This window comes from Porphyrobacter sp. LM 6 (genome assembly GCF_001720465.1).
Classification (GTDB): Bacteria; Pseudomonadota; Alphaproteobacteria; order Sphingomonadales; family Sphingomonadaceae; genus Erythrobacter.
This window is the reverse complement of the sequence record NZ_CP017113.1, coordinates 1-23,881: the sequence shown is the minus strand read 5'-3', so window position 1 is coordinate 23,881 and position 23,881 is coordinate 1. Positions and strand designations below refer to the sequence as shown.

Sequence of the window (23,881 nt, the reverse complement as noted above, 5' to 3'; positions counted from 1 at the left end):
TAAGGTTGACGATTTCTAAGCAATCGGAGTGCTAAGGGCTGGCACAATGACTTCGCACAGCAAACCTCCCGTGCTCGTGACCGGCGGTGCCGGCTATATCGGCAGCCATGCCGTGCTGGCGCTCAAGGACGCCGGCTGGCCCGTCGCCGTGATCGACAATCTTTCAACCGGGTTCCGTTTCGCCGTCCCCGATGGCGTCGCGTTTTACGAAGGCGACATTGCCGATTCCGATCTGTTGGCGCTTATCTTTGCCGAGCAGGGCATGGGGAGCGGCCACGGGGCGATCATGCACTTTGCAGGGTCCATCATCGTTCCCGAAAGTGTCGCCGATCCGCTCAAGTACTATCACAACAACACCGCCAAAAGCCGCGCGCTGATTGCAGCTGCGGTCGCGGCAGGTGTGCCGCATTTCATCTTCTCCTCGACCGCTGCGGTCTATGGCATCCCCGATGTCGCCGCGGTCAACGAGGATACGCTGCAGCGTCCGATCAACCCTTATGGCTGGTCGAAGCTGATGACCGAGCGGATGCTGGCCGATGTTGCCGCCGCGCATCCGCTGAATTTCGGCGTCTTGCGTTATTTCAATGTCGCCGGGGCCGATCCGCTTGCGCGCAGCGGGCAATCGACCGCAGGTGCGACGCATCTCATCAAGGTCGGGGTCGAGGCGGCGCTGGGTCTGCGCGAATCGGTGAGCGTGTTCGGCACCGATTATGCGACGCCTGATGGCACCGGGGTGCGCGACTACATCCATGTCAGCGATCTGGCGGCGGCGCATGTGCTTACGCTGGAAGCGCTGATTGCCGATCCGGTGCGTTCGCTGACGATGAACTGCGGCTATGGCCGGGGCTTCTCGGTCAATGAAGTGCTCGACGCGGTCGATCGGGTGACGAATCGCAAGCTCGTCCGCCGGATCGAGGGGCGCAGGGCGGGCGATCCCGATTCGCTGATTTCCGATCCCTCGCGGCTCCGGCAAGCGCTGGGATGGGAGCCAAATCACGCCGATCTCGACACGATCATCGCCCACGCGCTGACGTGGGAGCGTAAACTCGCCGATTTGCGCGCGCCGGCATGACAGAGTCGCATTGACGCGGCGGGCCGGTGTCGCTAACGGCACCCATCGATTTCCGCGCGTCGGGGGCATTCCGGCGCGCTTTTGTATTTTGAAAGCGTAAGAGCCATGAAGATCGTCAACAGCCTCAAGTCGCTGAAGGGCCGTCACCGCGATAACCGCGTGATCCGTCGTCGCGGCCGCACCTACGTGATCAACAAGACCGACCGTCGCTTCAAGGCTCGTCAGGGCTAATTCGGCGCGGCTGCCTGGTTTCGGCAGCTCAGGTTTTCAGCGGCCCGCCTCCTCACCGGAGCGCGGGCCGCAGGCTTTTGGGGGCTTCGATGCAAAAGGCCGTGGTGTTCGATATCGGGCGGGTGCTGTTCCACTGGCAGTTGGGCGCGCTGTTCGAAAAGCTGATCGATGATCAGGGCGAACTCGAATGGTTCCTCGCCAACGTTGTGACCGAGGAATGGCATTTCGAACATGATCGCGGCCGCGCGCTGGCCGACATGGTGCCAGAACGGATCGCGCTCTTCCCGCAGTACGAGGCGCATATCCGGGCCTATGCGACGCGCTTCAACGAAACCGTGCCGGGGCCAGTCGAAGGTTCGCATGAGTTGGTCGAGCGGCTGGCAGCCGCCGGCGTGCCGCTGTTCTGCCTGACCAATTTCGGCGACGAATTCTTTGCCGCGTTCCGGCCGACGCAGCCGGTGTTCGACCATTTCGAGGACATTATCGTGTCGGGTGTCGAGAAGGTCGCCAAGCCCGACGCGCGCATTTACGAGATCGTCGAGTCCCGCAGCGGACGCTCCGGTGACGCGCTGTTTTTCACCGATGACAATGCCGCCAACATCGCCGCCGCGCGCGCCCGCGGCTGGAACGCGCACCTGTTTACCGATGCCGCCAGCCTTGAGGCAGCCTTGGTGGACGCAGGGCTGCTCTAGCCGCCAAAAAACCCCCGGCCTGCGGCTCTGGGGAAAGCGCGCGCCGGGGGTTATGGAGCTCTGCCGGACTGGAGAGGTGCCCGGCAGAGAGGCACTTCACATGTCGTGCGGCTTTATCAGCCGTTGCACTTGGCCAGTTCTTCGGCCTCGATGGCTTGGCCCAGCACCTTGAAGGTAGCGACTTCGCCAAACTTGCGGTTGAGGCCGCGGCAGATGCGCAGTGGACGTGCACTCGCCTTGTTGGCGACGCAGGTGGTGCCTTCGCAGGTCCATGCGACGCCGCCGGCGACGGTGCGGGCTTCGCTTGCCGGAGTGGTCAAGGTCGCGGTGTAATAGGCGTTGCCTGAGGCATTGGCCGGTGCGGTCGAAGTGGCCACACCAAAGGTCGCGCCGGTGTAGAGCAGCGCGGTGGCAAGAACGGCCAGCTTGCTGGTGCGGGGGAGGGAGAGGGTGTTGATCATCGGATGTGTCCTTTGCTTTTCGTTATCGGTCGGGCTGGGTGCCCGGTGGCCTCTGTCATCGTATCTTGCACCGCAACATTTCGATTCGAAACCAGTTGCTATTCGCCACCTAACGAACTACGTTGCGAGTTGCAACTGAAAACTGAAATTTTTTGTGACGGCGCGCAAAAGCGGTTACAAATGACCCCATCAGGGGAAGGGAAGTGCGAATGGGTGAGTTGAGAGAACCGCTGAAGGATCTGATCGAATGCGGCTTGCCGCAGGCGCTCGAGGTCATGGGTGAGCGCTGGTCGTTTATGATTCTGCGTGCGAGTTTCAATGGTCTCAAGCACTTCGAGGAATTCCTGAGCGAGCTCGGAATTGCGCGCAACATTCTCTCGAATCGTCTCGCCAAGCTGGTTGAGCACGGCATCTTGAAGCGCGAACCCTGCGCTGATGACCGTCGCAAGATCGAGTACCGCCTTACCGAAAAGGGCTTCGATCTGCTCCCTGCGATGGTTGCGCTGCGCCAGTGGGGTCAGAAGTATGGCAATGAGCAGGTGGTGGAGGACCCCGTCCTGGTTGACGAGCGTGACCGTTTGCCGATCGGTCCGGTTTCGATCCTCGCCCATGATGGTCGCATTCTCGGCCCGCAAGATCTGTGGCTGACGCGGCCTGAAAACCTCGGACGTCGCGCCGACGGAAGCATCGCCTCGCCCGGTGCCGGACTTGGGAAGGGCGACGTGGTTGATCTCGACGCGGTCAAAAAGGCTTCGGCCCGATAATCCGTCGATAGCGGCGCCTGCATGGGTGCCTTCTGCCGGGGCAATCGGTTAGGGCGGCGCGATGCACGCCCCGCTTGCCCCTGACCTGCACGAAATCCTGCGTCGCACCTTCGGCTATCAGGACTTCCGTGGACAACAGGAAGCGGTGATCGGGCGCATCATGCGCGGGGCTCACACGCTTGCGCTGATGCCGACGGGCGCGGGCAAGAGCCTGTGCTACCAAATCCCCGCGCTGGCACGGCCCGGAACCGCGATCGTCATCTCTCCGCTGATCGCACTGATGCACGACCAGATCCGCTCGGCCACAGCGGCGGGTATTCGCGCCGCCTCGATGACCTCGGCCGACAGTGACAATGCCGCCACCGCTGAAGCTTTCCGAGCAGGCGCGCTTGATCTGCTGTATGTGGCGCCCGAGCGTGCTTCGACCGTCGGTTTCCAGAACTTGCTCGAACGCGCCGAGATCGCGCTGTTCGCGATTGACGAGGCGCATTGCGTGTCCGAGTGGGGGCACGACTTCCGGCCGGATTATCGCGCTTTGAAGCCAGTGCTCGATCGCTTCCCGGACGTTCCGCGGCTTGCCCTGACCGCGACTGCCGATCCGGCGACCCGAGCCGACATTCTGCGTCAGCTAGGCATTGCCGAGGACGGCTTGATCATCGCCGGGTTCGACCGGCCGAACATCCGTTACACCATTACCCCGCGCGACAGCGGACCGCGTCAAATCGCCGAACTGCTCCAGCGGTTGGACGGCGCAGGGATCGTCTATGCGCCGAGCCGCAAGCAGGCCGAGGATCTCGCCGATCATATCGCCCGCAGTGGACGGCGGGCGGGTTACTACCACGCGGGCCTTGATCCGGAACGGCGCGCATCGGTGCAGGCGGAATTCGTCGCTTCCGAAGATATGGTGATGGTCGCCACGATCGCGTTCGGCATGGGGATCGACAAACCGGATGTGCGCTTTGTCATCCACGCCGGCCTGCCTAAGTCGATCGAGGCTTACTACCAGGAAACTGGTCGCGCCGGCCGCGATGGCGATCCTGCCGAAGCGCATCTCTTGTGGGGCGTGAGCGATTTTGCCCGCGCGCGGCAGTGGCTCGCCGAAGTCGAACCCGAACGGTTGGCAGCGGAGCAGGCCCGCCTCAATGCGCTCGCCGGGCTGGTCGAGACCCCGGATTGCCGTCGTGCGGTGCTGCTAAGATATTTCGGCGAGCAGCCGCCTGCCACCTGCGGGAACTGCGACAATTGCGAGAACCCGCCGCAGGTTGTTGATGCGAGCGAGCTGGCACGCAAACTTCTCTCGGCGGTCTACCGCACCGGACAGAGCTTTGGCCTTGGCCATATCGAGAAGGTGCTCACGGGGCAGAGCGATGATCGCGTCGAATCGCGCGCGCATGACAAGCTGTCGGTATTCGGCATTGTCGGCAGCGAAGAGGCCCCGATGCTGCGCCCACTGGCGCGCACATTGGTGGCAAGGGGAATGCTGGCGGCGACCGAACACGGCGGGTTGATGCTCGGTCCCGAGGCGCGTGCGGTGCTTAAGGGTGAGGCTGGGGTGATGATGGCCGAACCGCCGGTGCGCCAGCGTCGCGGCCGCCGCGTCCGAGGCGGCGCAAACGATGCGCCCAATCCGGTCGGCAACCCGCTGTTCGAGGCGCTCAGGGCCAAACGCAAGGATCTCGCCAGCGAGCACGGCATCCCCGCCTATGTCATCTTCCATGATTCGGTGCTGCGCGACATGGCGCATCAATGCCCCGAAACGCTCGCCGAACTGGGGACCATTTCAGGCGTTGGGGCCAAGAAGCTCGAGACCTGGGGCCCCGACTTCATCGCAGTGGTGCGCGAGCACCTCAGGGGGTAGGAGCAGGCGTCCGCCGGATGGAATAGTCGATCCGGATCCGCACCCAGCTACCGAACTGCTCGCGCCCGCCGATTCGCGCCGGGCGCACCCGGAACTGCCACGCGGCCGCCATCACCGCGCGCCCCATCTGTGAGCCTTGCGGGCTTTCACCCAGCAATTGGCAATCTTCGACATAATAATCGACCACCGTCCGGCAGGCGATCAGCGCCGAGCCGGGGCCGTTCGCGGTCGATAGGTAACCAGACAGCTCCTGATCGGTCGGCTCGCGATACCAGCGCGCGGCATAGAGCGGCTCCCCATTGGGCATGGTGCCAACCCGCTGGCTATCGCCTCCAGTGCGCGGGTTGCCGGTATCGACCGGGCCATAGCTGCGCCCCGGATTGATCCTCGCTGCGATCTTGGGTGAGGCACTGGGCTTGGGATCAGGTTGCTGTGCAGGCGGCGCAGGAGGCGGAGCGGGTGCTGGCTGGGGATTGAGGTTGAGCGGCGAGGGGCGCGGCGGATCCGGCTGGGTCAGCGGCTGCTCTTGCGTTACGGCTTCGCTGGTTTCGGGCGGTGCGTCGGTCGCGGGGTCAGGTTCCGGTTCGGGCGGGGCGGCGAACTCGGTCGCCTCGAATGCCGTAACGGTCTCCTCGCCGTCTTCATCTCCGGCAATTTGTGCGCCCAAGGTCAAAAGCAACAGAAGCAGCAGCACTTCAATCGCGAGAGCGATCGTGAGGCTTAATGCCTTGCGCCGCCTGGCGTCGCTCCACAGCCTCGCCAGTCCGCGCGGCTGATCGGCCGCCAATGCTGAAGGATCGTCCGGAGTTGCCACTGCGCCCTTGGTCGGCCGGTTGCGAGAGGGGGTGGCCGCTGCGGGCTCCTTAGCCGCTCGTCAGGCGATAGGATAGCGCTTCGGCAATATGGGCGCGGCCTATGGTTTCGGCTCCTGCGAGATCGGCGATGGTGCGACCGACCCGCAGCATCCGGGTGTAGCCGCGCGCCGACAGCCGCAGTTTCTCGGCCGCTTGCAGCAACAGCTTTCTGCCTGCCTCATCGGGGGTGGCGTATTGTTCGAGCCGTTCACCCTCCAACTCGGCGTTGGAGCGCACGCCCCTTGCGGTCTGGCGGCTGCGCGCCGCTGCCACTCTCCGCGCGACCTCGGCACTGCCCTCGGTAGGCGGGGGGAGCGCCATGTCCACTGCGCTCACGGCCGCGACATGAACATGGAGATCAATCCGGTCGAGCAGCGGGCCGGAAAGCCGCGCCTGATAATCGCCGACGCAGCGCGGGTAGCGGTTGCAGTTGCGGGCAGCGTCCCCGGCATAGCCGCAGCGGCACGGGTTCATCGCCGCGACCAGCTGCACTCGAGCTGGGAAAGTGACGTGAGCGTTGGCACGCGCGACATCGACCTGCCCTGTCTCAAGCGGCTGGCGTAGCGAATCGAGTACGGGGCGCTGGAACTCGGGCAATTCGTCGAGGAACAGGACGCCCAGATGCGCGAGGCTCACTTCGCCGGGGCGCACCTTCAAGCCGCCGCCGGTGAGCGCCGCCATGCTCGCCGAATGGTGCGGCGCGCGGAACGGACGGGCGCGGCTGATCCGTCCGCCTTCCAATGTGCCGGCCACCGATTGCACCATCGAGACCTCGAGCGCCTCTGCGGGGGTCAGTTCGGGGAGGATGCCCGGCAAGCAGGAGGCGAGCAGGCTCTTGCCTGATCCCGGCGGGCCGACCATCAGCAGATTGTGCCCGCCCGCCGCTGCGATTTCGAGCGCGCGCTTGGCGGTTTCCTGCCCTTTGACCTGCTTGAGATCATTGCCGCCCGTGCCATCAGCGACCTGTCCGCGCGGCGGTTCGTCGAGGACCAGCGAGCCCTTGAGATGGGCGAGGAGCGCAGTGAGATCGCGCGGGGCGAGCACCGGCACCCCGCTTGCCCAGCGCGCTTCGGGGCCTTGCTCGGCGGGGCAGATCAGGCCTGCGCCGAGCGCGCTGGCATGAAGCGCGGTAATCAGGACCCCCGGGCTGGCGACCACCCGGCCATCAAGCGCGAGCTCTCCGACCGCGATCCAGTCGCCCAGTTGTTCGGCGTCGGTCACGCCCATTGCAGCAAGCAGCGCGAGCGCGATCGGCAGGTCGTAATGCGATCCGTCCTTGGGCAGATCGGCCGGAGACAAGTTGATGGTGATCCGCTTGGGCGGGAGCGCAAGACCCATCGCCGACAGCGCTGCCTGCACCCGTTCGCGGCTTTCGCTCACCGCCTTGTCAGGCAGACCGACCACCGAGAAGCGCGGCAGGCCAGGCGCAACCTGACACTGCACTTCGACCGCGCGCGCCTCCAGCCCGAGATAGGCAACCGTCCTTACCAGCGCGACCATCTGCTACCCCTGCTCGCCCAAGACCCGTTTGTGCAGAGTTAAGAGAGACTTGTCGAGCGCCTTGGCGCGATTGCGAAGGGCTTTCTAAAGCATAAATCTTGGCAGTTTGGCAGGCGTGCCGGGGCGATTGTCGCGCCATGTCCCGCGCCATCGCCCTGTTCCTTGCCGCCTTTGCGTTGCTGCTGCCTGCCGGCGCGGCACTGGCGCAAGCGGGTTATGGCGGCGCGCGGGTGGTGGCGAGCACCAGTTGGGTCGAGGAATGGGATCCGGCGAGCCAGCGATGGGTGCGGGTCGAAGATAGCCCTGCCGACTTTGTGCCGCTGGCCTACGAGCCTATCGCTACGACCACGCTGGCCCAGGCGGGCGGCATCATCGTCACGCAAACCGTCCGGGCCGAGCCGACGCGGCTGATCGCCCGGCCCCCGCGTGCGGTTCAGGGGGTGGCGCAATTTGGCCCGTTCCGGGTGCTCGATAGGCGCCGCGCTGCGCTGGTTGCATCGACCGACGCCGCGTCACCGGGCGCCTTTGCGGCGATGCTGGCAGCCTATCCAGGCCTCGAAGTGATCGAGTTCGCCGATGCGCCGGGGACCAGCAATGACCTTGCCAACCTCGCGCTGGGCCGCGCAATCCGCAAGGCGGGCCTTGCCACCCATGTCCCCGATGGCGGTTCGGCGCGTTCGGGTGCGGTCGAGCTGTTTCTCGCCGGCACCCGCCGGACGATGGATCCTGGCGCGCTGTTCGCCGTGCATTCGTGGCGCGACGAGATCGGGCGTGAGCCTGACGATTTCGCGCCCGATGCGCCTGAAAATCGGCTTTACCTCGATTACTATGCCGAGATGGGCATGAGCGCCGAGGAAGCGCGCGCCTTTTATGCGATGACCAATTCGGTGCCGCACGCTGGCGCGCTGTGGCTCAACGGCAGCGACATGGCGCGCTGGATCGCATCCGGAGCATCGGCCCGGCCGCGTGCGCCCGCGATGCGCCAGCTGATGCCGCGCGACAAGGTGGTGCAGGCGCACCATGCCAGCCAGCGTCTCCCCGTGCCGCTGCGCCCCGGTTCGGCGCAGCTGGCGTTCGCCGCGCCGCGCCTGCCGATTGCGGCCTTGCTTGACTCATGGAGCGCTTTCCCATAACGGCGCGTCCCTGTTCCCGGTCGTGTGTGGCGGCCTCGGTTGGTGTGTGCGCGGACAAGCGTGTCGCTCGACCGGTTATTTTTCGAGGATGATATGAAGCGGACCTTCCAACCCAGCAATCTCGTGCGTGCCCGTCGCCACGGCTTCTTCGCGCGCAAGGCGACCCCCGGTGGCCAGAAGGTGCTGCGCGCCCGTCGTGCTCGCGGCCGCAAGAAGCTCTGCGCGTAATTCTTTGCGCGCCCGCCTCCGCGGGTGCGATTTCCTCGCTCGCGCGGCCTGAAGGCCGCGTCGCTGCGGGCGCGCGTTCGCGCTTGCGGGCTCCCCTCGGGAGCCCGTTTTGCGTATGGAGCCCCTCATGCTTTCGGTTCTGACCAAGCGCGCTGATTTTCTGGCGGCCAATTCCGGCACGCGCAATGCGCGGAGCGGTTTCGTGCTGCTGACCCGCCCGAACGGCGGGCAAGGCATCCGCTACGGGATCACCGTCACCAAGAAGATCGGCAATGCGGTTGTCCGCAACCGCATGAAGCGCCGTTTCCGCGAGCTGCTTCGCGCAGCGCTGCCGGAGCAAGGGTTGCCCGATCACGATCACGTGCTGATCGGTCGTGCCGGCGGCGTGGAGCGCGACTTTCATCTGATGGCGGACGAGCTCAGCCTTGCGCTTGCGCGTGCCCGGGAAGGCAAGGGTGATCCATCCGGCGGGCGGCGGCCGAGGCGCGGAAATCGCCGCCCATGAAGCAGATCCTCATTCTCATCGCGCGCGGCTGGCAAATCGGGCCTTCCCGCATCCTGCCACCCTCTTGCCGATATTCTCCATCATGCAGCCAGTATGCGATCGAAGCGATCGGCAAGTACGGCGCGCTTAAGGGTGGATGGATGGCGGCTAAGCGGCTAATGCGCTGCCACCCTTGGGGTGGTCACGGACATGATCCGGTACCCTAGGGGTGGAAATCGCACTGCCTTAACCCCATAACACACCAATCGACGCATTCTTTCGGGGCCTTATCTTGGACAATCGCAACCTTCTGCTCGCCGTTCTGCTTTCGGGCCTGCTCATTCTCGGGTGGGACGTGGGGATGCGCTATTTCTATCCCGAAGCTGCGCTGACGGCTGAAGCGACCGAGGGCAAGCCTGCGGGCGCGAATGCCGCACCGGCTGTTTCGGGTGATATCGGCGCCGATACGCAGGCGGGTCGCAAGATCGATCTCAAGGCCGCTCTTGCCAGCCCCAACCGCGTCGAGATCGATACGCCGCGCCTCGCCGGGTCGATCAACCTCGTCGGTGCGCGGATCGATGATATCGTGCTCAAGGACTACCGCGAGACGGTGAAGAAGGACTCCGGCCCGGTGCGCCTGTTCGCGCCCGAGGGTACGGCGGGCCAGTACTTTGCCGAGTTCGGCTTCGTCACCGGCGGGATGCGCCAGCCGTCCAACCTGCTGTGGCAGGCTGACGGCACCAAGCTGACCCCGACCACGCCCGTTACGCTGACTCGCACTGATGCGAACGGCATCATCTATCGAGTCCGCTTCGCGATCGATAAGAATTACATGATCACCGCCAGCCAGAGCGCCACCAACGCCGGCGCTGCGGCTGCGATTATCCAGCCCTTCGCACTCATCAAGCGCACCAGCAAGACCGCCACGATCGATCAGTTTGCGACTCATTCGGGGCCGGTCGGGGTATTCAACGATACGCTGTGGGATCCGCACTCCTATGCGGAACTGGCCGAGATCGGCGGCGAAAACCCGGAAGGTGCGCCGGACTGGCTCGGCTTCGTCGACCAGTATTGGCTCGGCGCTCTGGTCCCCGGCGATGGCCGCGGAGATGTTGCAGTCGACAAGGCGGGCTTCCGTTCGCTCGGCAATGATCTGTTCCGCACCGATCTTCTTTATGCCGCCAAGACCGTGGCCGCCGGTGGCAGCCTCACGCAGGAGACGCGGCTGTTCGCGGGCGCCAAGGAAAGCGCGGTGCTCGATCAATACGAGGAAAGCGGGATCACCAATTTCGGCCTCGCGATCAGCTGGGGCTGGTTCTGGTTCTTCGAAAAGCCGATCCTGTGGTTGCTGCGGACGCTCAACGGTCTCGTCAGCAATTTCGGCGTCGCGATCATCCTGCTTACCGTGATCATCCGCGGGCTGATGTTCCCGATCGCGCAGAAGGGCTTCGCCTCGATGGCGGCGATGAAGGCCGTGCAGCCGAAGATGAAGGAGATCCAGGAGCGCTTCAAGGATGACAAGCAGCGCCAGCAGCAGGAAATCATGAAGCTTTACAAGGACGAGAAGGTCAATCCCTTGTCCGGCTGTCTGCCGATGCTTATCCAGATCCCGGTGTTCTTCGCGCTCTACAAGGTGCTCGTGCTCGCGATCGAGATGCGCCACGAACCGTTCATGCTGTGGATCAAGGACCTCTCGGCACCTGACCCGGCACACATCCTGAACCTGTTCGGCATGCTGCCCTACGACGTGCCAGGCTTCCTTGCCATCGGCCCGCTGGCGGTGCTGCTGGGGATCACCATGTGGCTGACCTTCAAGCTCAACCCGTCGGCGATGGACCCGGTGCAGCAGCAGATGTTTGCGATCATGCCGTGGATCCTGATGTTTGTGATGGCCCCCTTCGCGGCGGGTCTGCTGCTCTACTGGGTGACCTCCAACCTGCTCACCGTGGCGCAGCAGAGCTATCTCTACTCGCAGCACCCGCAGTTGAAGGCGGCCAACGCCAAGGAAAAAGCCGAGCGCGATCGCAAGAAGACCCAAGGGTAGGCATGTGATCGATCCCGAACTTCAGGCTGAACGCGAGGAAGCGGCATCGAAGCTGTTTTCTGGACCGGTCGATTTCCTGCGTTCAGCCCCGCAGTTGCAATTCCTGCCAGATCCGGTCGTGCCGGAAATCGCCTTTTGTGGACGGTCTAACGTCGGCAAGTCCTCACTGCTCAACGCGTTGACTGGACGGAAGGCGATTGCCCGCGCATCGGTGACGCCGGGTCGCACGCAGGAATTGAACTTCTTCGACGTCGGCCGCCCGGAAGAGGAGGGCGCGCTGCCGCTTTTCCGGCTGGTCGACATGCCCGGCTACGGCTTTGCCAAGGCGCCGGTAAAGGTGGTCGAGAAGTGGAAGGCGCTGGTGAATTCATATCTGCGCGGGCGGCAGGTGCTGGCGCGCACGCTGGTGCTGGTCGACAGCCGTCATGGCATCAAGGACGTCGACCGGACGATGATGACGATGCTGGATCAGGCCGCAGTCGGCTATCGCATCGTCCTCACCAAGACCGACAAGATCAAGGCGAGCGAACTGGCGGCGGTTGCCGAGAAAACGGCCATCGAAGCCAAGAAGCATGTCGCAGCCCATCCGGACATCCACCTTACCAGCAGCGAGAAGGGCATGGGCATCGCCGCCCTGCGCGCGGCCGTGGTGGCCGATGCATTGGGCGAAGGCTGGACCGGATAGCGCCGAAGTCGGCGGTCACGCCGTCGCGAACAGCTTCCCCATATCTGCGAAGGCCTTGAACTCGAGCGCGTTGCCGGAAGGGTCGCGCAGGAACATCGTCGCCTGCTCGCCCGGCTGGCCCTTGAAACGGATTGTCGGCTCGATCACGAATTCGCAGCCGCCATCGCGCAGCCGCTGTGCCAGCGCTTCCCATGCGTCCATCGTCAGCACGAGACCGAAATGCGGCACCGGCACACCATGCCCATCAACGTGGTTGCTCGCGCGAACCCCCGCCTGACCCGGCGCGAGGTGGGCGACGATCTGGTGGCCGTGGAAGTCGAAATCGATCCACTCTTCGCTCGAGCGGCCTTCCGCGCAGCCCATGACGTCGCCGTAGAACTGCCGCGCGGCAGCAAGATCATCGACCGGAAAGGCAAGATGGAACGGGGGCAGGGACATGGGTGCGGGCTCCTTGTGCGCGTCCGATAGCCCGTTCAGCCTCGACAGCGCTAGCCTTAATAACTAGGGCGAGGGCCAATCAGTCCTGCAGGTGGAGCAGACCGACATGAAACTCATCATCGGCAACAAGAACTATTCGAGCTGGAGCCTGCGCGGCTGGCTGGCGGTCAAGCAATCGGGCCTCCATTTCGAGGAACTGACCGTGTCGATCCTCGGCGAGGAGTGGGACCGGCTGAAGCATGACATGGGCGAGGTCCAGCCCTCTAGCGGCAAGGTGCCGATCCTGTGGGACGGTGACGCCGTGGTTTGGGATAGCCTCGCGATCATGGAATACTGTGCCGACAAGGTCGGGCGCGAGCGGTTCTGGCCCAAGGACGATGCCGCGCGTGCGATGGCCCGGGCGATGGTGGCGGAGATGCATTCGGGCTACCAGTCCTTGCGCAAGGAACTGCCGATGAACATTCGCCGCCGTGTGCCGCTCGAGGGGGTTACGGAAGCCACGCGTCACGATATCGTGCGTATCCTAGGCCTGTGGGCGGAAGCGCGCGCGCGGCATGGCAGCAGCGGGCCTTACCTGTTCGGCACTTTCGGTGCAGCGGACATCTTCTACGCGCCGGTAGTCACCCGCTTTGTCACCTATGGCATCGGCGTGCCGGGCTTCGCGCAGGCCTATATGCAGGCGATCTGGGAACATGACTGGATGTCCGAATGGATCCGCGCGGCAGAGCAGGAGGAATGGGTGATCGAACAGTACGAGACTGTCGCCTAGGGAATGCGCCTCGCCTCGTAGCGACTGCCATCCTTGCGCGCGTAGCCGTCGGCATCGAACACCATGTCGATATCGGGATATTCTCCGCTGTCCGCGTCCCTTGATCCCGCGCTGATGGCGACGAACACACATGGCGTATCGGAGCGGTTGTGCAGATGATGGCCGTTCGCTTCGCCCGCCGGAAAAGCCAACACGTCACCCGGCCCAACCGGCGTTTCGCCGTGATCGTCGATCAATACTGCATCGCCTGCGATCATCACCACCAATTCGTCCTGCCCCTGGTGCCAGTGACGCTGCGAGGAGAACGCCCCCGGCGCCAGCGTCACATGACTCGCGCCCATTAGCGTCAGCCCCGCAGGCGGTGCGAGGCGACGATACCACCGGCCTTCTACCGCCGCATCGAACGGCGGCGGATAGCCCGTCGCATTGGTCTGGGGGATGGCGGCGAGATCGAGCTTGGGCATTCTCGGCAACTCCTGCTAGGCGAAACAGGATGAGCGACGTTCTTGATCTTGCCAAGCGCCTGATTGCCGCACCCAGCGTGACGCCTGCCACGGGTGCAGTGTTCGACGCGCTCGAGGCGATGCTCGCACCGCTGGGCTTTGCAGTGCACCGTTTCGCTCGCGGCGAGGGCGCGGAAGGGAGCGACGAAGCACCGGTCGAAAACCTGTTTGCGATCCGCGTCGGCCCTGCGGGGTCGAAGCACTTCGCCTTTGCCGGACACCTCGATGTCGTCCCTGCAGGGGACGGATGGGCCTCTGATCCGTTCGAGCCGCAAGTGCGTGGTGAATTGCTTCACGGACGCGGTGCGGTCGACATGAAGGGCGCGATCGCGGCGATGGTCGCTGCCGTGGCCGAGGTTCCCGCCGAAGCGGGCACCATCAGCTTCATCATCACCGGCGACGAGGAGGGTCCCGCACTCCACGGCACCCGCGCCCTGATCGACTACATGGCAGAAGCAGGTCACCAGCCCGACCTCTGCCTCGTGGGCGAACCGACCTCGGTGCACCGCCTCGGCGACATGGTGAAGATCGGGCGACGCGGCTCGGTGAACATCTATATCGACGTCGAAGGCACGCAGGGCCACGTCGCCTATCCGCATCTGGCTGATAACCCGCTGCCCAAGCTGGTGGCGATCCTGGCCGAACTCGACTCGCTGACGCTCGACACTGGCACCTCTTGGTTCCAACCCAGCAATCTCGAGATTACCGAGATCGCGGTCGGGAACAAGGCGACCAACGTGATCCCGGCGGCGGGTTCGGCGCGTATCTCGATCCGGTTCAACGATCTTCACACCGGCAAAAGCCTGTCGGAACGCGTCATGGCGATCGCCGCCAAGCACGGCGGCAAGGCGCGTCCGGTCATCTCGGGCGAGCCGTTCTTGACCGAGCCGGGGGCGTTCTCGAAGCTGGTCAGTCGGGCTGTGGAAGCCGAGACCGGCATTGCGCCAGAGCTTTCGACCACCGGCGGCACATCGGACGCGCGCTTCCTGCGCAGCGTCTGCCCGGTGATCGAATTCGGCCTGTGCAACGCAACGATGCATAAGCGCGACGAAGCAGTCGCGCTTCAGGATCTTGAGGTGCTGGCACGCATCTACGCCCGGATCGCACGCGAGGCGCTGGCGCTGGACACAACGGAACAATAGCCGCGGCACGCGGACGGGAGCTCACATGGATCGCAAGCTGACCCTTTATATCCTGATCGGCATGGTGCTTGGCGTGATCGTCGGGCAGGTGCTTAACCAGACCGTGCCGGCCGACGTGATCAAGGAGTCGATCGCGCCGTGGTTCAAGCTGCTGTCGGACATCTTCCTCAATCTCATCAAGATGCTGGTCGCGCCGCTGGTGCTCTCGACCATTGTCGTCGGCATCGCCCATATGGGCGACAGCGCGGCGTTGGGGCGGATCGGGGTGCGGGCGCTGATGTGGTTCATCACTGCGAGTCTGGTCTCGATCGGACTCGGCCTGATCATGGTCAACCTGTTCCAGCCCGGCATCGGCGCGCCGATCCCCGATGCCGCCGCGGCCACGGCTGCGGTGGGCGAGGTCAAGGAATTGAAGGCGACCGAGTTCATCCTCTCGATCTTCCCCAAGAATGCGGTCGAGGCGCTGGCGACCAACAACATCCTCCAGATTCTCGTGTTCTCGATCTTTGCGGGCGTTGCGCTTTCGGCGATCGGCGAGAAGGGCACGGCGCTGGTCAAAGGCGCGGACGCGCTGGCGGAGATGATGCTGCAAGTTACCGGCTATGTGATGCGCTTCGCACCCGTCGCGGTGTTCGGCGCGCTTGCCAATGTGGTGGCGGCCAGCGGTCTGGCGATCCTCGGCACCTATCTTACCTTGCTGCTCGAATTCTATTTCTCGCTGGTGCTGCTGTGGGCGATCCTGCTCGGGGTCGGAGCGGTGTTCCTCGGGCGACGGATCGGGGTGCTGATCCGCTACATCCGCCAGCCGCTGATGATCGCTTTCTCGACCGCTTCCTCCGAGGCTGCGCTGCCCAAGCTGTTCGAACAGCTCGACCGCTTCGGCGTACCGCGCCGCATCTCGGGTTTCATGCTGCCGCTGGGCTATTCGTTCAATCTCGATGGCTCGATGATGTACATGAGCTTTGCGACGATCTTCATCGCACAGGCTTACGGGATGGACCTCAGCATCGCGACGCAGGTGATGATCCTGCTGACGCTGATGATCTCGTCGAAGGGCATCGCTGCCGTGCCGCGCGCCTCGCTGGTGGTGATCACCGGCACGTTGGCGATGTTCGGCCTGCCCGTTGAAGGCGTGGCGATCATCCTTGCGATCGACCAGTTCCTCGACATGGGCCGCACCGCGACCAACGTAGTCGGTAACGCCGTGGCGACGGCGGTCATCACCAAGTGGGAAGGGATGCTGGAAGTCGAGGAGCCCGACTTTGTCGAGCACCCCCACGCTCCCGCCCACACCGCCGCCGATGGCCGCGCAGGGCTGGAGCTGGACGAGGATAACTACCGGGACGGCTGACGCCGGGCCTCAACACCAGCCGCCACGCCATCCGCCGAGATAGCCGCGCGCTCCACCGTTTGCCTGCATCCAGTTCGCCAGAGGATCTTCGCGGTTATCGGAATCGATGCGCTTGATGATGCGCAGCTCGCGGCCGTACCGGTCGTTCGGCTCATCAATGCGCGCCGTCATGATGAAGCCCCCACGATTGAGCCAATACTGAAGCGCGGCGGTGGAAAGCTCTGCCTGCTCGGCTTCGGCTGGACATTGCGCGTCGATTTCGGCCGTATCGATCCCCACCACCCGCACCTTGCGCTCGCCGATGCGGAATGTGTCGCCGTCGATCACGCAGTAATATCCCCGGCCCTTGCCGCACCGCGTGAAGCTCCCTGCTATCCGCTCGGGTTCCGATTGCAGGAAGCCGGGCGGCTCGTAGGCACCGGGCATGGCGGCGATGGCGCACATCGTCGCAAGGCCGATCAGCAGTACCAGAGGCCGCGTTTCGTACCACGCCTGCCGCCATGTTTTGTGGGGCCTCGAGAACTTTGGCGGCTTGGGTGGGCGCTTGTTCACCCGCCGTAGCGGCACGGTTTTGAACGGCTTGCGGAAGGGCAGCACATTGTCACGCTTGCGGGCCATGGACGGTAGCTTAGCCGGTTCGGCTGTTCGGCTCCAGAAGGCCAGCTCGTGAGGGGGTTAGCCGGACGCCTATTCCTTCACGTATTCCACCGGCACGAACTCACCCAGCGAACACCCCGCGCCGCGCTGCAGCACCCCGCCGATGTTGGTCAGGCTGTAGATGATCTGCGGCGTACACAGCTGGTTGATCGAATTCTCGTAGGTGATCGCCCGATCCCAATCGAGGCCAGGGCAGCTGCTCGTGAGCGTGTTGCGGTAGACCTTCCCGTTATTCATCTCGAAGTCGATGACTGTGTTCGAGCGAACCACGGTGGCACGGATCTGGTCGCTGTTGATGCAGTTCTCGCCCTTGCCGAGGACGGTCACAGCAGGCGTGCGCGCGGCATCCCGCTCGGCGCGAGCGGCGGGATCAACCGGGGCGCAGGATGCAACCAGCGCCGCGAGCGGGACGAAAAGCGAAAGCGGGGCGAGCAAGCGGACGGTCATGGGATCTCTCCACCTCAGGGTGGCCCCATAATCGCCCGCACGTTTGAACCGGGGCTTAATCGGCGGCCGCGCGGCCCTTGGGCGGCTCAAGCACCTTCTTCCTGAAGCTGCACAGATCGGCGACCTTGCAGCGCCAGCATTCGGGCGTGCGCGCCTTGCAGACATAGCGGCCGTGCAGGATCAGCCAGTGGTGGGCGTGCAGGCGGAAGGGCTGGGGCACGCGCTTTTCGAGCTTGGCCTCGACATGATCGGGGGTCTTGCCCTTGGCCATCCCGGTGCGGTTGCCGACCCGGAAGATGTGGGTGTCGACCGCGAAGGTCTCGTGCCCGAACCAGCAGTTGAGCACCACGTTGGCGGTCTTGCGGCCGACACCGGGGAGCTTGACCAGCTCCTCGCGGCTGTCTGGAACTTCTCCGCCATATTCGTTGACCAGGAGCTGCGAGAGGGCGATCACGTTCTTGGCCTTGGAGTTGAACAGGCCGATGGTCTTGATGTGCTCGCGCAGGCCCTCTTCCCCGAGGTCAAGCATCTGCTGCGGCGTCGTCACCTTGGCGAACAGCGCGCGGGTAGCCTTGTTCACCCCCACATCAGTCGCCTGCGCCGACAGCGCTACCGCCACCACCAGCTGGTAGGCATTGCCATATTCCAGCTCGGTCTGCGGGGCAGGGTCGTCTTCGGCGAGGCGGCGGAAGAACTCGAAGATCTGGTCGCGGGTCATGGAGACGCAGGTTCATCCTTCGTGTGCGCCGCCTTCCACTCCATCGCACGCAGCGCGCGCTTTTCGACCGAGGGGTGGGTGTAGAACAGCGCTTCCTCGATCGCCGAGGGGCGCGGGTAGCGGTATTCGGCGGTCTTGACCAAGGCGGTCGCCAGCGCGTCGGGCTCGTTCACGGTTTCCAGCGAGTAGCGATCGGCTTCGGTCTCGCCCACGCGGGTGAGGGTGTTCGTGATCGGCGTGGCGAGCAGGCCGAGCACCGATCCGACCACGGCGAAGACCGGCAGGCCGCGCGGCTCGTCCAGCCGTGCATCGCTGCCCAGCAGCCGTGCGGTGGGCGCGAACAGGCGGTTCAAAAGGAAGAAGAACGCCATCGCCATCAGCGGCATGATCACGACATAGCGCCAGATGTGGCCGAGCTTGTAATGCCCCGCTTCGTGGCCGGTTACCGCACGCACTTCGGCGACCGAGGCCTGCTTCAGCGCGATGTCCGAGATCGCGATCCGCGCCGTCGGGCCGATGCCCGAAACATTAGCGGTGAAGCGCTCCGACTGGCGTGATCCGTCATACATGAAGATACGGTCGTGCGGGATGTCGACCTCGTCGGCGATTTCCTCAAGCGCAGTGCGGACCTCGCCCGGCGGCACCGGCTTGTATTCGTTGAACAGCGGCTCGATCAGGCTCGGCCCGGCGAGCAGCATCAGCAGCGTGGTCACTGTCGCCAGGCCTCCGCTCCAGATCCACCAACGCTGACCGGTGCGCCGGATCAGCGCATAGACGCCGGTCAGGAACAACCCGCCGACGGCAGCGGAGATGACCTCGCTGATTGCCAGCTGGCCGAGGAAATCGAAGGGATCCTGTTGCGACAGGTCATAGGCGCGCTGGCGATACCAGTCCGTGTAGACCACCCAGGGCAGCGAGATCACGGCAGAGATCAGGAAGAACGCGGCGCTGACGGCCAGTGTCGAAAGCCACGGCTTGCGGCCCTCCATGCGGGCGGTGATCCGGTCGAGTAGACGCAGGCGCACCACGATGAAGGCGACGAGAAACGAAACGCCGACGCCAAGGAACAGGATCCAATGATTGCCGGTGGTGTAGTCCTGCGCCTTGGCCAGGGCTTCCGGCCCAAGCGTGTCGACAAGCGCCGCGGCTTGCTGCGCAGGTGTGAGATTGGCGGACATGTTGATCGCTCCCAAGTGTGTTGCCTATGCAATACACCGCGCACCGGCGCCGTCAAGCATGGCGGTCACAGGCTCAGGCCGAGCACGTCGTTCATCGTATAGCGGCCTGGCGATTGTCCGGCGAGCCATTCGGCCGCCTTCACCGCTCCGCGCGCGAAGATCATACGGTTCTCGGCCGAATGCGCGATCGTGAGCCGTTCCTCGCTGCCGGCGAAGATCACGCTGTGCTCGCCTGCCACGGTGCCGCCGCGCAGGGTTGCAAAGCCGATCGCGCCTTGCGCCCGCGCGCCGGTCATCCCGTGGCGGCCGCTCTCCATGTTGTCAGCAAGGGCGATACCGCGCCCAGCCGCCGCCGCTTCGCCGAGCAGCTTGGCGGTGCCCGAGGGCGCGTCGACCTTCATGCGGTGGTGCATTTCCAGCACTTCGATGTCCCAATCAGGCCCGAGCCGCGCGGCGGCCTCGCGCACCAGATGCGCCATCAGCGTCACGCCGAGCGAGAAGTTGCCCGATTGCAGCACCGGCACCACGCGCGCGGCCTCGGCGAGCATCACGAAATGCGCTTCCTCAAGCCCGGTTGTGCCGACCACGATCGGCTTGCCTGCGACCCGCGCCGCGCCGAGATTGGCCGCCAGCGCATCGGGCGCGGAGAAATCGATCAGCACATCGCATTGCCCAGCAAACGGCCCGATATTGCCCCCGGCATCGACCCCGATGCACAGCGCATGACCGGCATCCGAAATCGCCGCGTCCAGCGCCTGCCCCATGCGGCCTTTGTGCCCGATCACTCCGAATTGCAGCTGTGCCATTGCCTTGCCTCTATGCGCCATGCTTGATGGTGTCATGGCAGAGTTCAAACGTATCGTCATCCTCACTGGCGCCGGGATTTCCGCCGAAAGCGGGATCGACACCTTCCGTTCGGCCGGAGGACTGTGGGAGCAACACCGCGTGGAGGACGTGGCCACGCCCGAAGGCTTCGCGCGCAATCCCAACCTCGTCCTTAACTTCTACGACATGCGCCGCGCGGCGCTGGGCAACGTCGCACCCAACCCGGCGCACGAGGCGCTCGCGCGGCTGGAGCGCGAGTTCTCCGGCGAGTTGCTGCTGGTCACCCAGAATGTCGACGACTTGCACGAGCGAGGCGGATCGGCGCGGGTGCTGCACATGCATGGCGAGCTCAAGAGCGCGCTGTGCACCTCGTGCGAAACCCGCTCGCCGTGGCTGACGACCATGATCGAGCGCCCCCCGTGCCCCGTCTGCCGCGCGCCCACCTTGCGGCCCGACGTCGTGTGGTTCGGCGAGATGCCCTACCAGATGGGGCGCATCTATCATGCGCTCGAGACATGCGAGCTGTTTGTTTCGATCGGCACATCGGGCGCCGTCTATCCCGCGGCGGGCTTCGTGCAGGAGGCGCGGGCGAATGGGGCGCAATGCCTCGAACTCAATCTCGAACGCAGCGAGGGATCGCGCTTCTTCCACGAATCGCGGCTAGGGCCGGCAAGCGTGCTGGTGCCGGAATGGGTGGAGGATGTGCTAGGCTGCTGACGCGCAGGTCTTGCAAACCGGGTCCTTGGCGATGCGGATCGTGCGCATACCCGGCTCCAGGCCGTCGAGGATGTGGAGGCGGCCCCAGCCAGGCTCGCCGAGGGTGCTAACCCCCGCCAGCAGCACCTTGACCGCCTGCAGCGCGGCGAAGGTGCCGACCCAGCCCGCCATTGCGCCCAGCATCCCGTCATCCGCGCAGGTGTCGCAGTCCTCGGCATCGAAGGCATCGCCGACAAAGCAGCGGTAGCAGGCCTGCTCCGGCAGATGACCGGCCCAAGCCCCGACCTGCCCCTGAAAGCGGCCGACCGCTGCCGATAGCAACGGAATGCCCGCCGCAACGCAGGCGTCGGACACGGCGAGGCGGGTCGCGAAGTTATCGGTGCCGTCGATCACCAGATCCGCGCCCGCTATCAGGCTCCCCGCGTTCTCGGCGCTGATCCGGGCATCGGACACATCGACGCTGAGCGAATCGTCGAAATTGGCGAGCCAGCGCCGGGCCGAAACCGCCTTGCCATAGCCGACGTCGCGGGCGGTGAAGATCGTCTGGCGCTGGAGGTTCGACACGTCGACCACATCGTCATCGACCAGCGCCAGCCTGCCGATCCCGCTCGCGGCGAGATATTGCAGCGCGGGGCTGCCGATCCCGCCGAGGCCAATAACTGCCACCCGCGATTCGGCGAGCCTAACCTGCCCTGCGCCGCCCACCTCGGGCAGCACGATATGGCGGGCGAAACGGTCGAGCCGGGCAGGCGACAGCGTCATGGCTGATCCCCCTGCTTGCGGCGCTCCTGCCGGAACGCGCCGATCCCGTGCCACCACAGAAAGGCAATCACCGCGCCCTTGGTCGGCTGGAGCATCACGAGCAGCATCGCCACCGCCACCGGCAGGATGATCGCAAGGGTCAGCCAGGCCGACATTCCGAATGTGCCGATCATTGCTATCACGACGGGCGCGAACAGGTGGCCGACCACGAAGATGCCGATATAGGCCGGAAAGTCATCGGCCTGCTGAAGTGACCAGTCCTGCTTGCAGTGCCCGCAGCGGTCCACGGGTTTGAGCCATTGGCGGAAGAGCGGCGCTTCGCCGCAGCGCGGGCAGCGGCACTTCGCGCCCCTGACGAGCGCGGGAATCCACCCTTCGGGCAGAGTGATAAGCTCGGGAGAAAGGCGCTGAGAAGGCATGGACAGGCTGTTTACAGCCTGTGCACCGCCTGTCGACAGATCTGTGGATCAGCCTGTCGACAGGGCGGTGCAAAGCTAGCGGAAAATGGTGACGTTATCAGCTTTCGAGCTGGCGCAGCAGGCTGCGTACGTCGCCGTCCATATCGGCATCGCGCTGGCGCAGATCTTCAATCAGACGCACCGCGTGGATCACGGTCGAGTGGTCGCGCCCGCCGAACTTGCGCCCGATTTCCGGATAGCTGCGGGGGGTGAGCACCTTCGAGAGATACATCGCCACCTGACGCGGGCGGACAACGGCACGGGCACGGCGCTTGCTGCTCATTTCCGCGCGGTCGATGCGGTAGAACTGGCACACGGTGCGCTGGATCTCGTCGATCGTGATCCGACGGCGGTTAGCCGAAAGGATGTCGGTCAGCTGCTCTTCGGCCAGCTGGAGCGACACGTCCTGCCCGGTCAGCTGGGCATAGGCGATCAGCTTGTTCAGACCGCCCACTAGCTCGCGCACGTTGCGGGTAATGGTTCGGGCGAGGAAGTCGACCACATCTTCCGGCACATTGAGCGGAGCGAAGCGCGTCAGCTTGGACACCAGGATCTTCTTGCGCAGTTCGATGTCGGCGGGCTGAATGTCAGCCACGAGGCCCATCGACAGGCGTGAGAGCAGACGAGGCTCGACCCCGTCGAGCGCCTGCGGGGCGCGGTCGGCAGCGAAGACCAGCCGCTTGCCTTCGGCCAGCAGCGCGTCAATCGTGTAGAGCAGTTCTTCTTGCGCGCTCGCCTTGCCAATGATGAACTGGATATCGTCCACCAGCAGCAGATCGAACGAGCGCAGGCGCGCCTTGAACTCGATCGTCTGGCTCGACTTCAGTGCCTGCACGAATTCGACCATGAAGCGCTCGGCCGAGCAGTAGAAGATTCGCGCACGCGGGTGGGCGTGCAGATAGCCGTGGCCGATCGCATGCAGCAGGTGGGTCTTGCCCTGACCGGTAGCGGCCTTGAGATAAAGAGGCGAGAACTGCGGCTGTTCAAGCGCGGCCATGCGCTGGGCTGCATTGCAGGCGAGGATGTTCGCCTCACCCGTCACGAAGGCCGCGAAGGTCAGCGATGGATCGAGGCCGACCGACGACGTGAACGTCGCATCGCCCATCGCACCGGCGGCCATGGCGATCGCGCTAACGCCGTCATTGGCGGGGCGGCGGCCATCATCGAGACGAAGGTCGGGCAGTTGACGGCGGCCCGGATGCACCTGGATGTTGACGCTGCGAACTTCGCTGCGCGCAATCTTCCATGCCAGTTGCAACCGGTCGTGGAAGCGGTCGCGCACCCAGTTGGCCGAGAACTCGGTCGGCAAATAGAGATCGAGCGTGCCGGTATCCCGGTTGAGCCCGCCGACCTGAATCGGCTTGATCCACTGGCTATGCAGCTGGTGCCCGAGATCCTTGCGCAGCCCCTGGCTGATGTCGGACCAATCGGCGGCAAGGTTTACGGCGTCTGCGTCTTCCATCAAATGTTCGTCCGCTTGGCGGCCCGACGCCCGCGCCTTGTCGATCCTGTGCACAATATCATCCCCAATTCACTTCCGCTCGCGAACCGAAGCGCGCAAGCGGCATTTGTCCCAATGCGACAGGCACTGCCTTTCCCCTCCCGGAAACGGTGTTTCCGGGAAACCCCCCTGTCGGCCAGTATGTAAAAACCCGTGCTGTCCCGCGACGGGTGAGAGCCATGTAAAGAACGCATCGCCCGCCAGCGCAAGCAAGGACTTTTAAAAAAAGTGAAATATTCCTGTTGACTCGGCGCTACCCCGCAGGCGTGCGTTCAAGTCTATGATTTTAATTGATAATCGTGAAAAATCACTGCGAATCGCGGAAAATCCGTGGTTTCGTGCACTGCACAAGAGCAGGCGCCCGCGCCAAAGCAAACGGGCCGCGCTGATCCAGCGCGGCCCGTGAGTG

General features: G+C 64.6%; 28 protein-coding genes. 15 read left to right on the top strand and 13 right to left on the bottom strand.

Annotated features, from left to right (window positions below; genetic code table 11):
- The first annotated feature begins 46 nt into the window (after positions 1–46).
- The 3 genes from galE to BG023_RS00130 all read left to right on the top strand — a co-directional run bounded on the left by galE (position 47) and on the right by BG023_RS00130 (position 1,995).
- Entirely contained in the window at positions 47–1,072 is a 1,026-nt protein-coding gene (gene galE, locus BG023_RS00140; protein ID WP_069308648.1) for a UDP-glucose 4-epimerase GalE, read from the top strand.
- Between the two features lie 105 nt (positions 1,073–1,177).
- On the top strand, positions 1,178–1,303 hold the full coding sequence (ykgO, locus tag BG023_RS00135; RefSeq protein WP_017666014.1) for a type B 50S ribosomal protein L36: 126 nt from the start codon (positions 1,178–1,180) through the stop codon (positions 1,301–1,303).
- Between the two features lie 89 nt (positions 1,304–1,392).
- Entirely contained in the window at positions 1,393–1,995 is a 603-nt protein-coding gene (locus BG023_RS00130; RefSeq protein WP_069308647.1) for an HAD-IA family hydrolase, read from the top strand.
- 116 nt (positions 1,996–2,111) lie between these two features.
- Here the strand turns inward: BG023_RS00130 and BG023_RS00125 are convergent, their stop codons facing one another.
- Positions 2,112–2,456 (bottom strand): CC_3452 family protein, encoded by a 345-nt coding sequence (locus tag BG023_RS00125; protein ID WP_069308646.1) that lies wholly within the window; start codon positions 2,454–2,456, stop codon positions 2,112–2,114.
- A gap of 209 nt (positions 2,457–2,665) precedes the next feature.
- On the opposite strand from BG023_RS00125, the gene BG023_RS00120 reads away from it, so the two are divergent.
- Positions 2,666–3,220, top strand: coding sequence for a winged helix-turn-helix transcriptional regulator (locus BG023_RS00120; RefSeq protein WP_069308645.1), 555 nt, complete (start codon positions 2,666–2,668; stop codon positions 3,218–3,220).
- 61 nt (positions 3,221–3,281) lie between these two features.
- The gene (recQ, locus tag BG023_RS00115) at positions 3,282–5,078 is read left to right on the top strand and encodes a DNA helicase RecQ (protein ID WP_069308644.1); all 1,797 of its coding nucleotides are present in this window, start codon (positions 3,282–3,284) and stop codon (positions 5,076–5,078) included.
- On the opposite strand, the gene BG023_RS00110 is transcribed toward recQ, so the two are convergent.
- Positions 5,068–5,892 (bottom strand): hypothetical protein, encoded by an 825-nt coding sequence (locus tag BG023_RS00110; protein ID WP_233993029.1) that lies wholly within the window; start codon positions 5,890–5,892, stop codon positions 5,068–5,070. The genes recQ and BG023_RS00110 overlap by 11 nt on opposite strands.
- Before the next feature lie 49 nt (positions 5,893–5,941).
- Positions 5,942–7,432: a YifB family Mg chelatase-like AAA ATPase gene (locus BG023_RS00105; protein ID WP_069308642.1), complete on the bottom strand. Its 1,491-nt coding sequence runs from the start codon at positions 7,430–7,432 to the stop codon at positions 5,942–5,944.
- A 137-nt stretch (positions 7,433–7,569) separates the two neighbouring features.
- On the opposite strand from BG023_RS00105, the gene BG023_RS15145 reads away from it, so the two are divergent.
- From BG023_RS15145 to yihA, 6 genes are all read left to right on the top strand, one after another.
- Positions 7,570–8,565, top strand: a complete 996-nt coding sequence (locus tag BG023_RS15145; RefSeq protein WP_069308641.1) for a hypothetical protein — start codon at positions 7,570–7,572, stop codon at positions 8,563–8,565.
- Positions 8,566–8,658: 93 nt separating this feature from the next.
- Positions 8,659–8,793 (top strand): 50S ribosomal protein L34, encoded by a 135-nt coding sequence (gene rpmH, locus BG023_RS00095; protein ID WP_026092078.1) that lies wholly within the window; start codon positions 8,659–8,661, stop codon positions 8,791–8,793.
- A 127-nt stretch (positions 8,794–8,920) separates the two neighbouring features.
- Complete coding sequence (gene rnpA, locus BG023_RS00090; protein ID WP_233993028.1) at positions 8,921–9,298, top strand: ribonuclease P protein component; 378 nt, start codon at positions 8,921–8,923, stop codon at positions 9,296–9,298.
- On the top strand, positions 9,295–9,504 hold the full coding sequence (gene yidD, locus BG023_RS14295; protein ID WP_083234449.1) for a membrane protein insertion efficiency factor YidD: 210 nt from the start codon (positions 9,295–9,297) through the stop codon (positions 9,502–9,504). The genes rnpA and yidD overlap by 4 nt, the downstream gene beginning before the upstream one ends.
- Positions 9,505–9,569: 65 nt before the next feature.
- On the top strand, positions 9,570–11,321 hold the full coding sequence (yidC, locus tag BG023_RS00085) for a membrane protein insertase YidC (protein ID WP_190315786.1): 1,752 nt from the start codon (positions 9,570–9,572) through the stop codon (positions 11,319–11,321).
- A gap of 4 nt (positions 11,322–11,325) precedes the next feature.
- Positions 11,326–12,006: a ribosome biogenesis GTP-binding protein YihA/YsxC gene (gene yihA, locus BG023_RS00080; RefSeq protein WP_069308638.1), complete on the top strand. Its 681-nt coding sequence runs from the start codon at positions 11,326–11,328 to the stop codon at positions 12,004–12,006.
- 15 nt (positions 12,007–12,021) lie between these two features.
- On the opposite strand, the gene BG023_RS00075 is transcribed toward yihA, so the two are convergent.
- Positions 12,022–12,444, bottom strand: coding sequence for a VOC family protein (locus tag BG023_RS00075; protein WP_069308637.1), 423 nt, complete (start codon positions 12,442–12,444; stop codon positions 12,022–12,024).
- A 106-nt stretch (positions 12,445–12,550) separates the two neighbouring features.
- On the opposite strand from BG023_RS00075, the gene BG023_RS00070 reads away from it, so the two are divergent.
- Positions 12,551–13,213, top strand: coding sequence for a glutathione S-transferase family protein (locus tag BG023_RS00070; protein WP_069311027.1), 663 nt, complete (start codon positions 12,551–12,553; stop codon positions 13,211–13,213).
- Here the strand turns inward: BG023_RS00070 and BG023_RS00065 are convergent.
- Complete coding sequence (locus tag BG023_RS00065; protein ID WP_069308636.1) at positions 13,210–13,677, bottom strand: cupin domain-containing protein; 468 nt, start codon at positions 13,675–13,677, stop codon at positions 13,210–13,212. The two genes, BG023_RS00070 and BG023_RS00065, sit on opposite strands and share 4 nt — an antisense overlap.
- Before the next feature lie 29 nt (positions 13,678–13,706).
- On the opposite strand from BG023_RS00065, the gene dapE reads away from it, so the two are divergent.
- Complete coding sequence (dapE, locus tag BG023_RS00060) at positions 13,707–14,858, top strand: succinyl-diaminopimelate desuccinylase (protein ID WP_069308635.1); 1,152 nt, start codon at positions 13,707–13,709, stop codon at positions 14,856–14,858.
- A gap of 25 nt (positions 14,859–14,883) precedes the next feature.
- On the top strand, positions 14,884–16,209 hold the full coding sequence (locus BG023_RS00055; RefSeq protein WP_069308634.1) for a dicarboxylate/amino acid:cation symporter: 1,326 nt from the start codon (positions 14,884–14,886) through the stop codon (positions 16,207–16,209).
- A 9-nt stretch (positions 16,210–16,218) separates the two neighbouring features.
- On the opposite strand, the gene BG023_RS00050 is transcribed toward BG023_RS00055, so the two are convergent.
- From BG023_RS00050 to dapB, 5 genes are all read right to left on the bottom strand, one after another.
- Positions 16,219–16,827: a thermonuclease family protein gene (locus BG023_RS00050; protein WP_150122745.1), complete on the bottom strand. Its 609-nt coding sequence runs from the start codon at positions 16,825–16,827 to the stop codon at positions 16,219–16,221.
- Positions 16,828–16,896: 69 nt separating this feature from the next.
- Positions 16,897–17,313: a hypothetical protein gene (locus BG023_RS00040; RefSeq protein WP_069308631.1), complete on the bottom strand. Its 417-nt coding sequence runs from the start codon at positions 17,311–17,313 to the stop codon at positions 16,897–16,899.
- Positions 17,314–17,368: 55 nt separating this feature from the next.
- Entirely contained in the window at positions 17,369–18,031 is a 663-nt protein-coding gene (gene nth, locus BG023_RS00035; protein WP_069308630.1) for an endonuclease III, read from the bottom strand.
- Positions 18,028–19,209, bottom strand: a complete 1,182-nt coding sequence (locus tag BG023_RS00030) for a M48 family metallopeptidase (RefSeq protein WP_069308629.1) — start codon at positions 19,207–19,209, stop codon at positions 18,028–18,030. Before BG023_RS00030 ends, nth begins: the two co-directional genes overlap by 4 nt.
- A 65-nt stretch (positions 19,210–19,274) precedes the next feature.
- Entirely contained in the window at positions 19,275–20,015 is a 741-nt protein-coding gene (dapB, locus tag BG023_RS00025) for a 4-hydroxy-tetrahydrodipicolinate reductase (RefSeq protein ID WP_069308628.1), read from the bottom strand.
- A gap of 34 nt (positions 20,016–20,049) precedes the next feature.
- Between dapB and BG023_RS00020 the strand changes: the two genes are divergently transcribed.
- The gene (locus BG023_RS00020) at positions 20,050–20,751 is read left to right on the top strand and encodes an NAD-dependent deacylase (RefSeq protein WP_069311025.1); all 702 of its coding nucleotides are present in this window, start codon (positions 20,050–20,052) and stop codon (positions 20,749–20,751) included.
- Here the strand turns inward: BG023_RS00020 and BG023_RS00015 are convergent.
- From BG023_RS00015 to dnaA, 3 genes are all read right to left on the bottom strand, one after another.
- Complete coding sequence (locus BG023_RS00015) at positions 20,740–21,513, bottom strand: HesA/MoeB/ThiF family protein (RefSeq protein WP_190315785.1); 774 nt, start codon at positions 21,511–21,513, stop codon at positions 20,740–20,742. The genes BG023_RS00020 and BG023_RS00015 overlap by 12 nt on opposite strands.
- Positions 21,510–21,932 (bottom strand): DUF983 domain-containing protein, encoded by a 423-nt coding sequence (locus BG023_RS00010; protein ID WP_069308627.1) that lies wholly within the window; start codon positions 21,930–21,932, stop codon positions 21,510–21,512. The genes BG023_RS00015 and BG023_RS00010 overlap by 4 nt, the downstream gene beginning before the upstream one ends.
- A 97-nt stretch (positions 21,933–22,029) precedes the next feature.
- Positions 22,030–23,433 carry a chromosomal replication initiator protein DnaA gene (gene dnaA / locus BG023_RS00005; RefSeq protein WP_069311024.1) on the bottom strand — a complete coding sequence of 468 codons (1,404 nt, stop codon included), beginning with the start codon at positions 23,431–23,433 and terminating at the stop codon, positions 22,030–22,032.
- Positions 23,434–23,881: the final 448 nt, after the last annotated feature.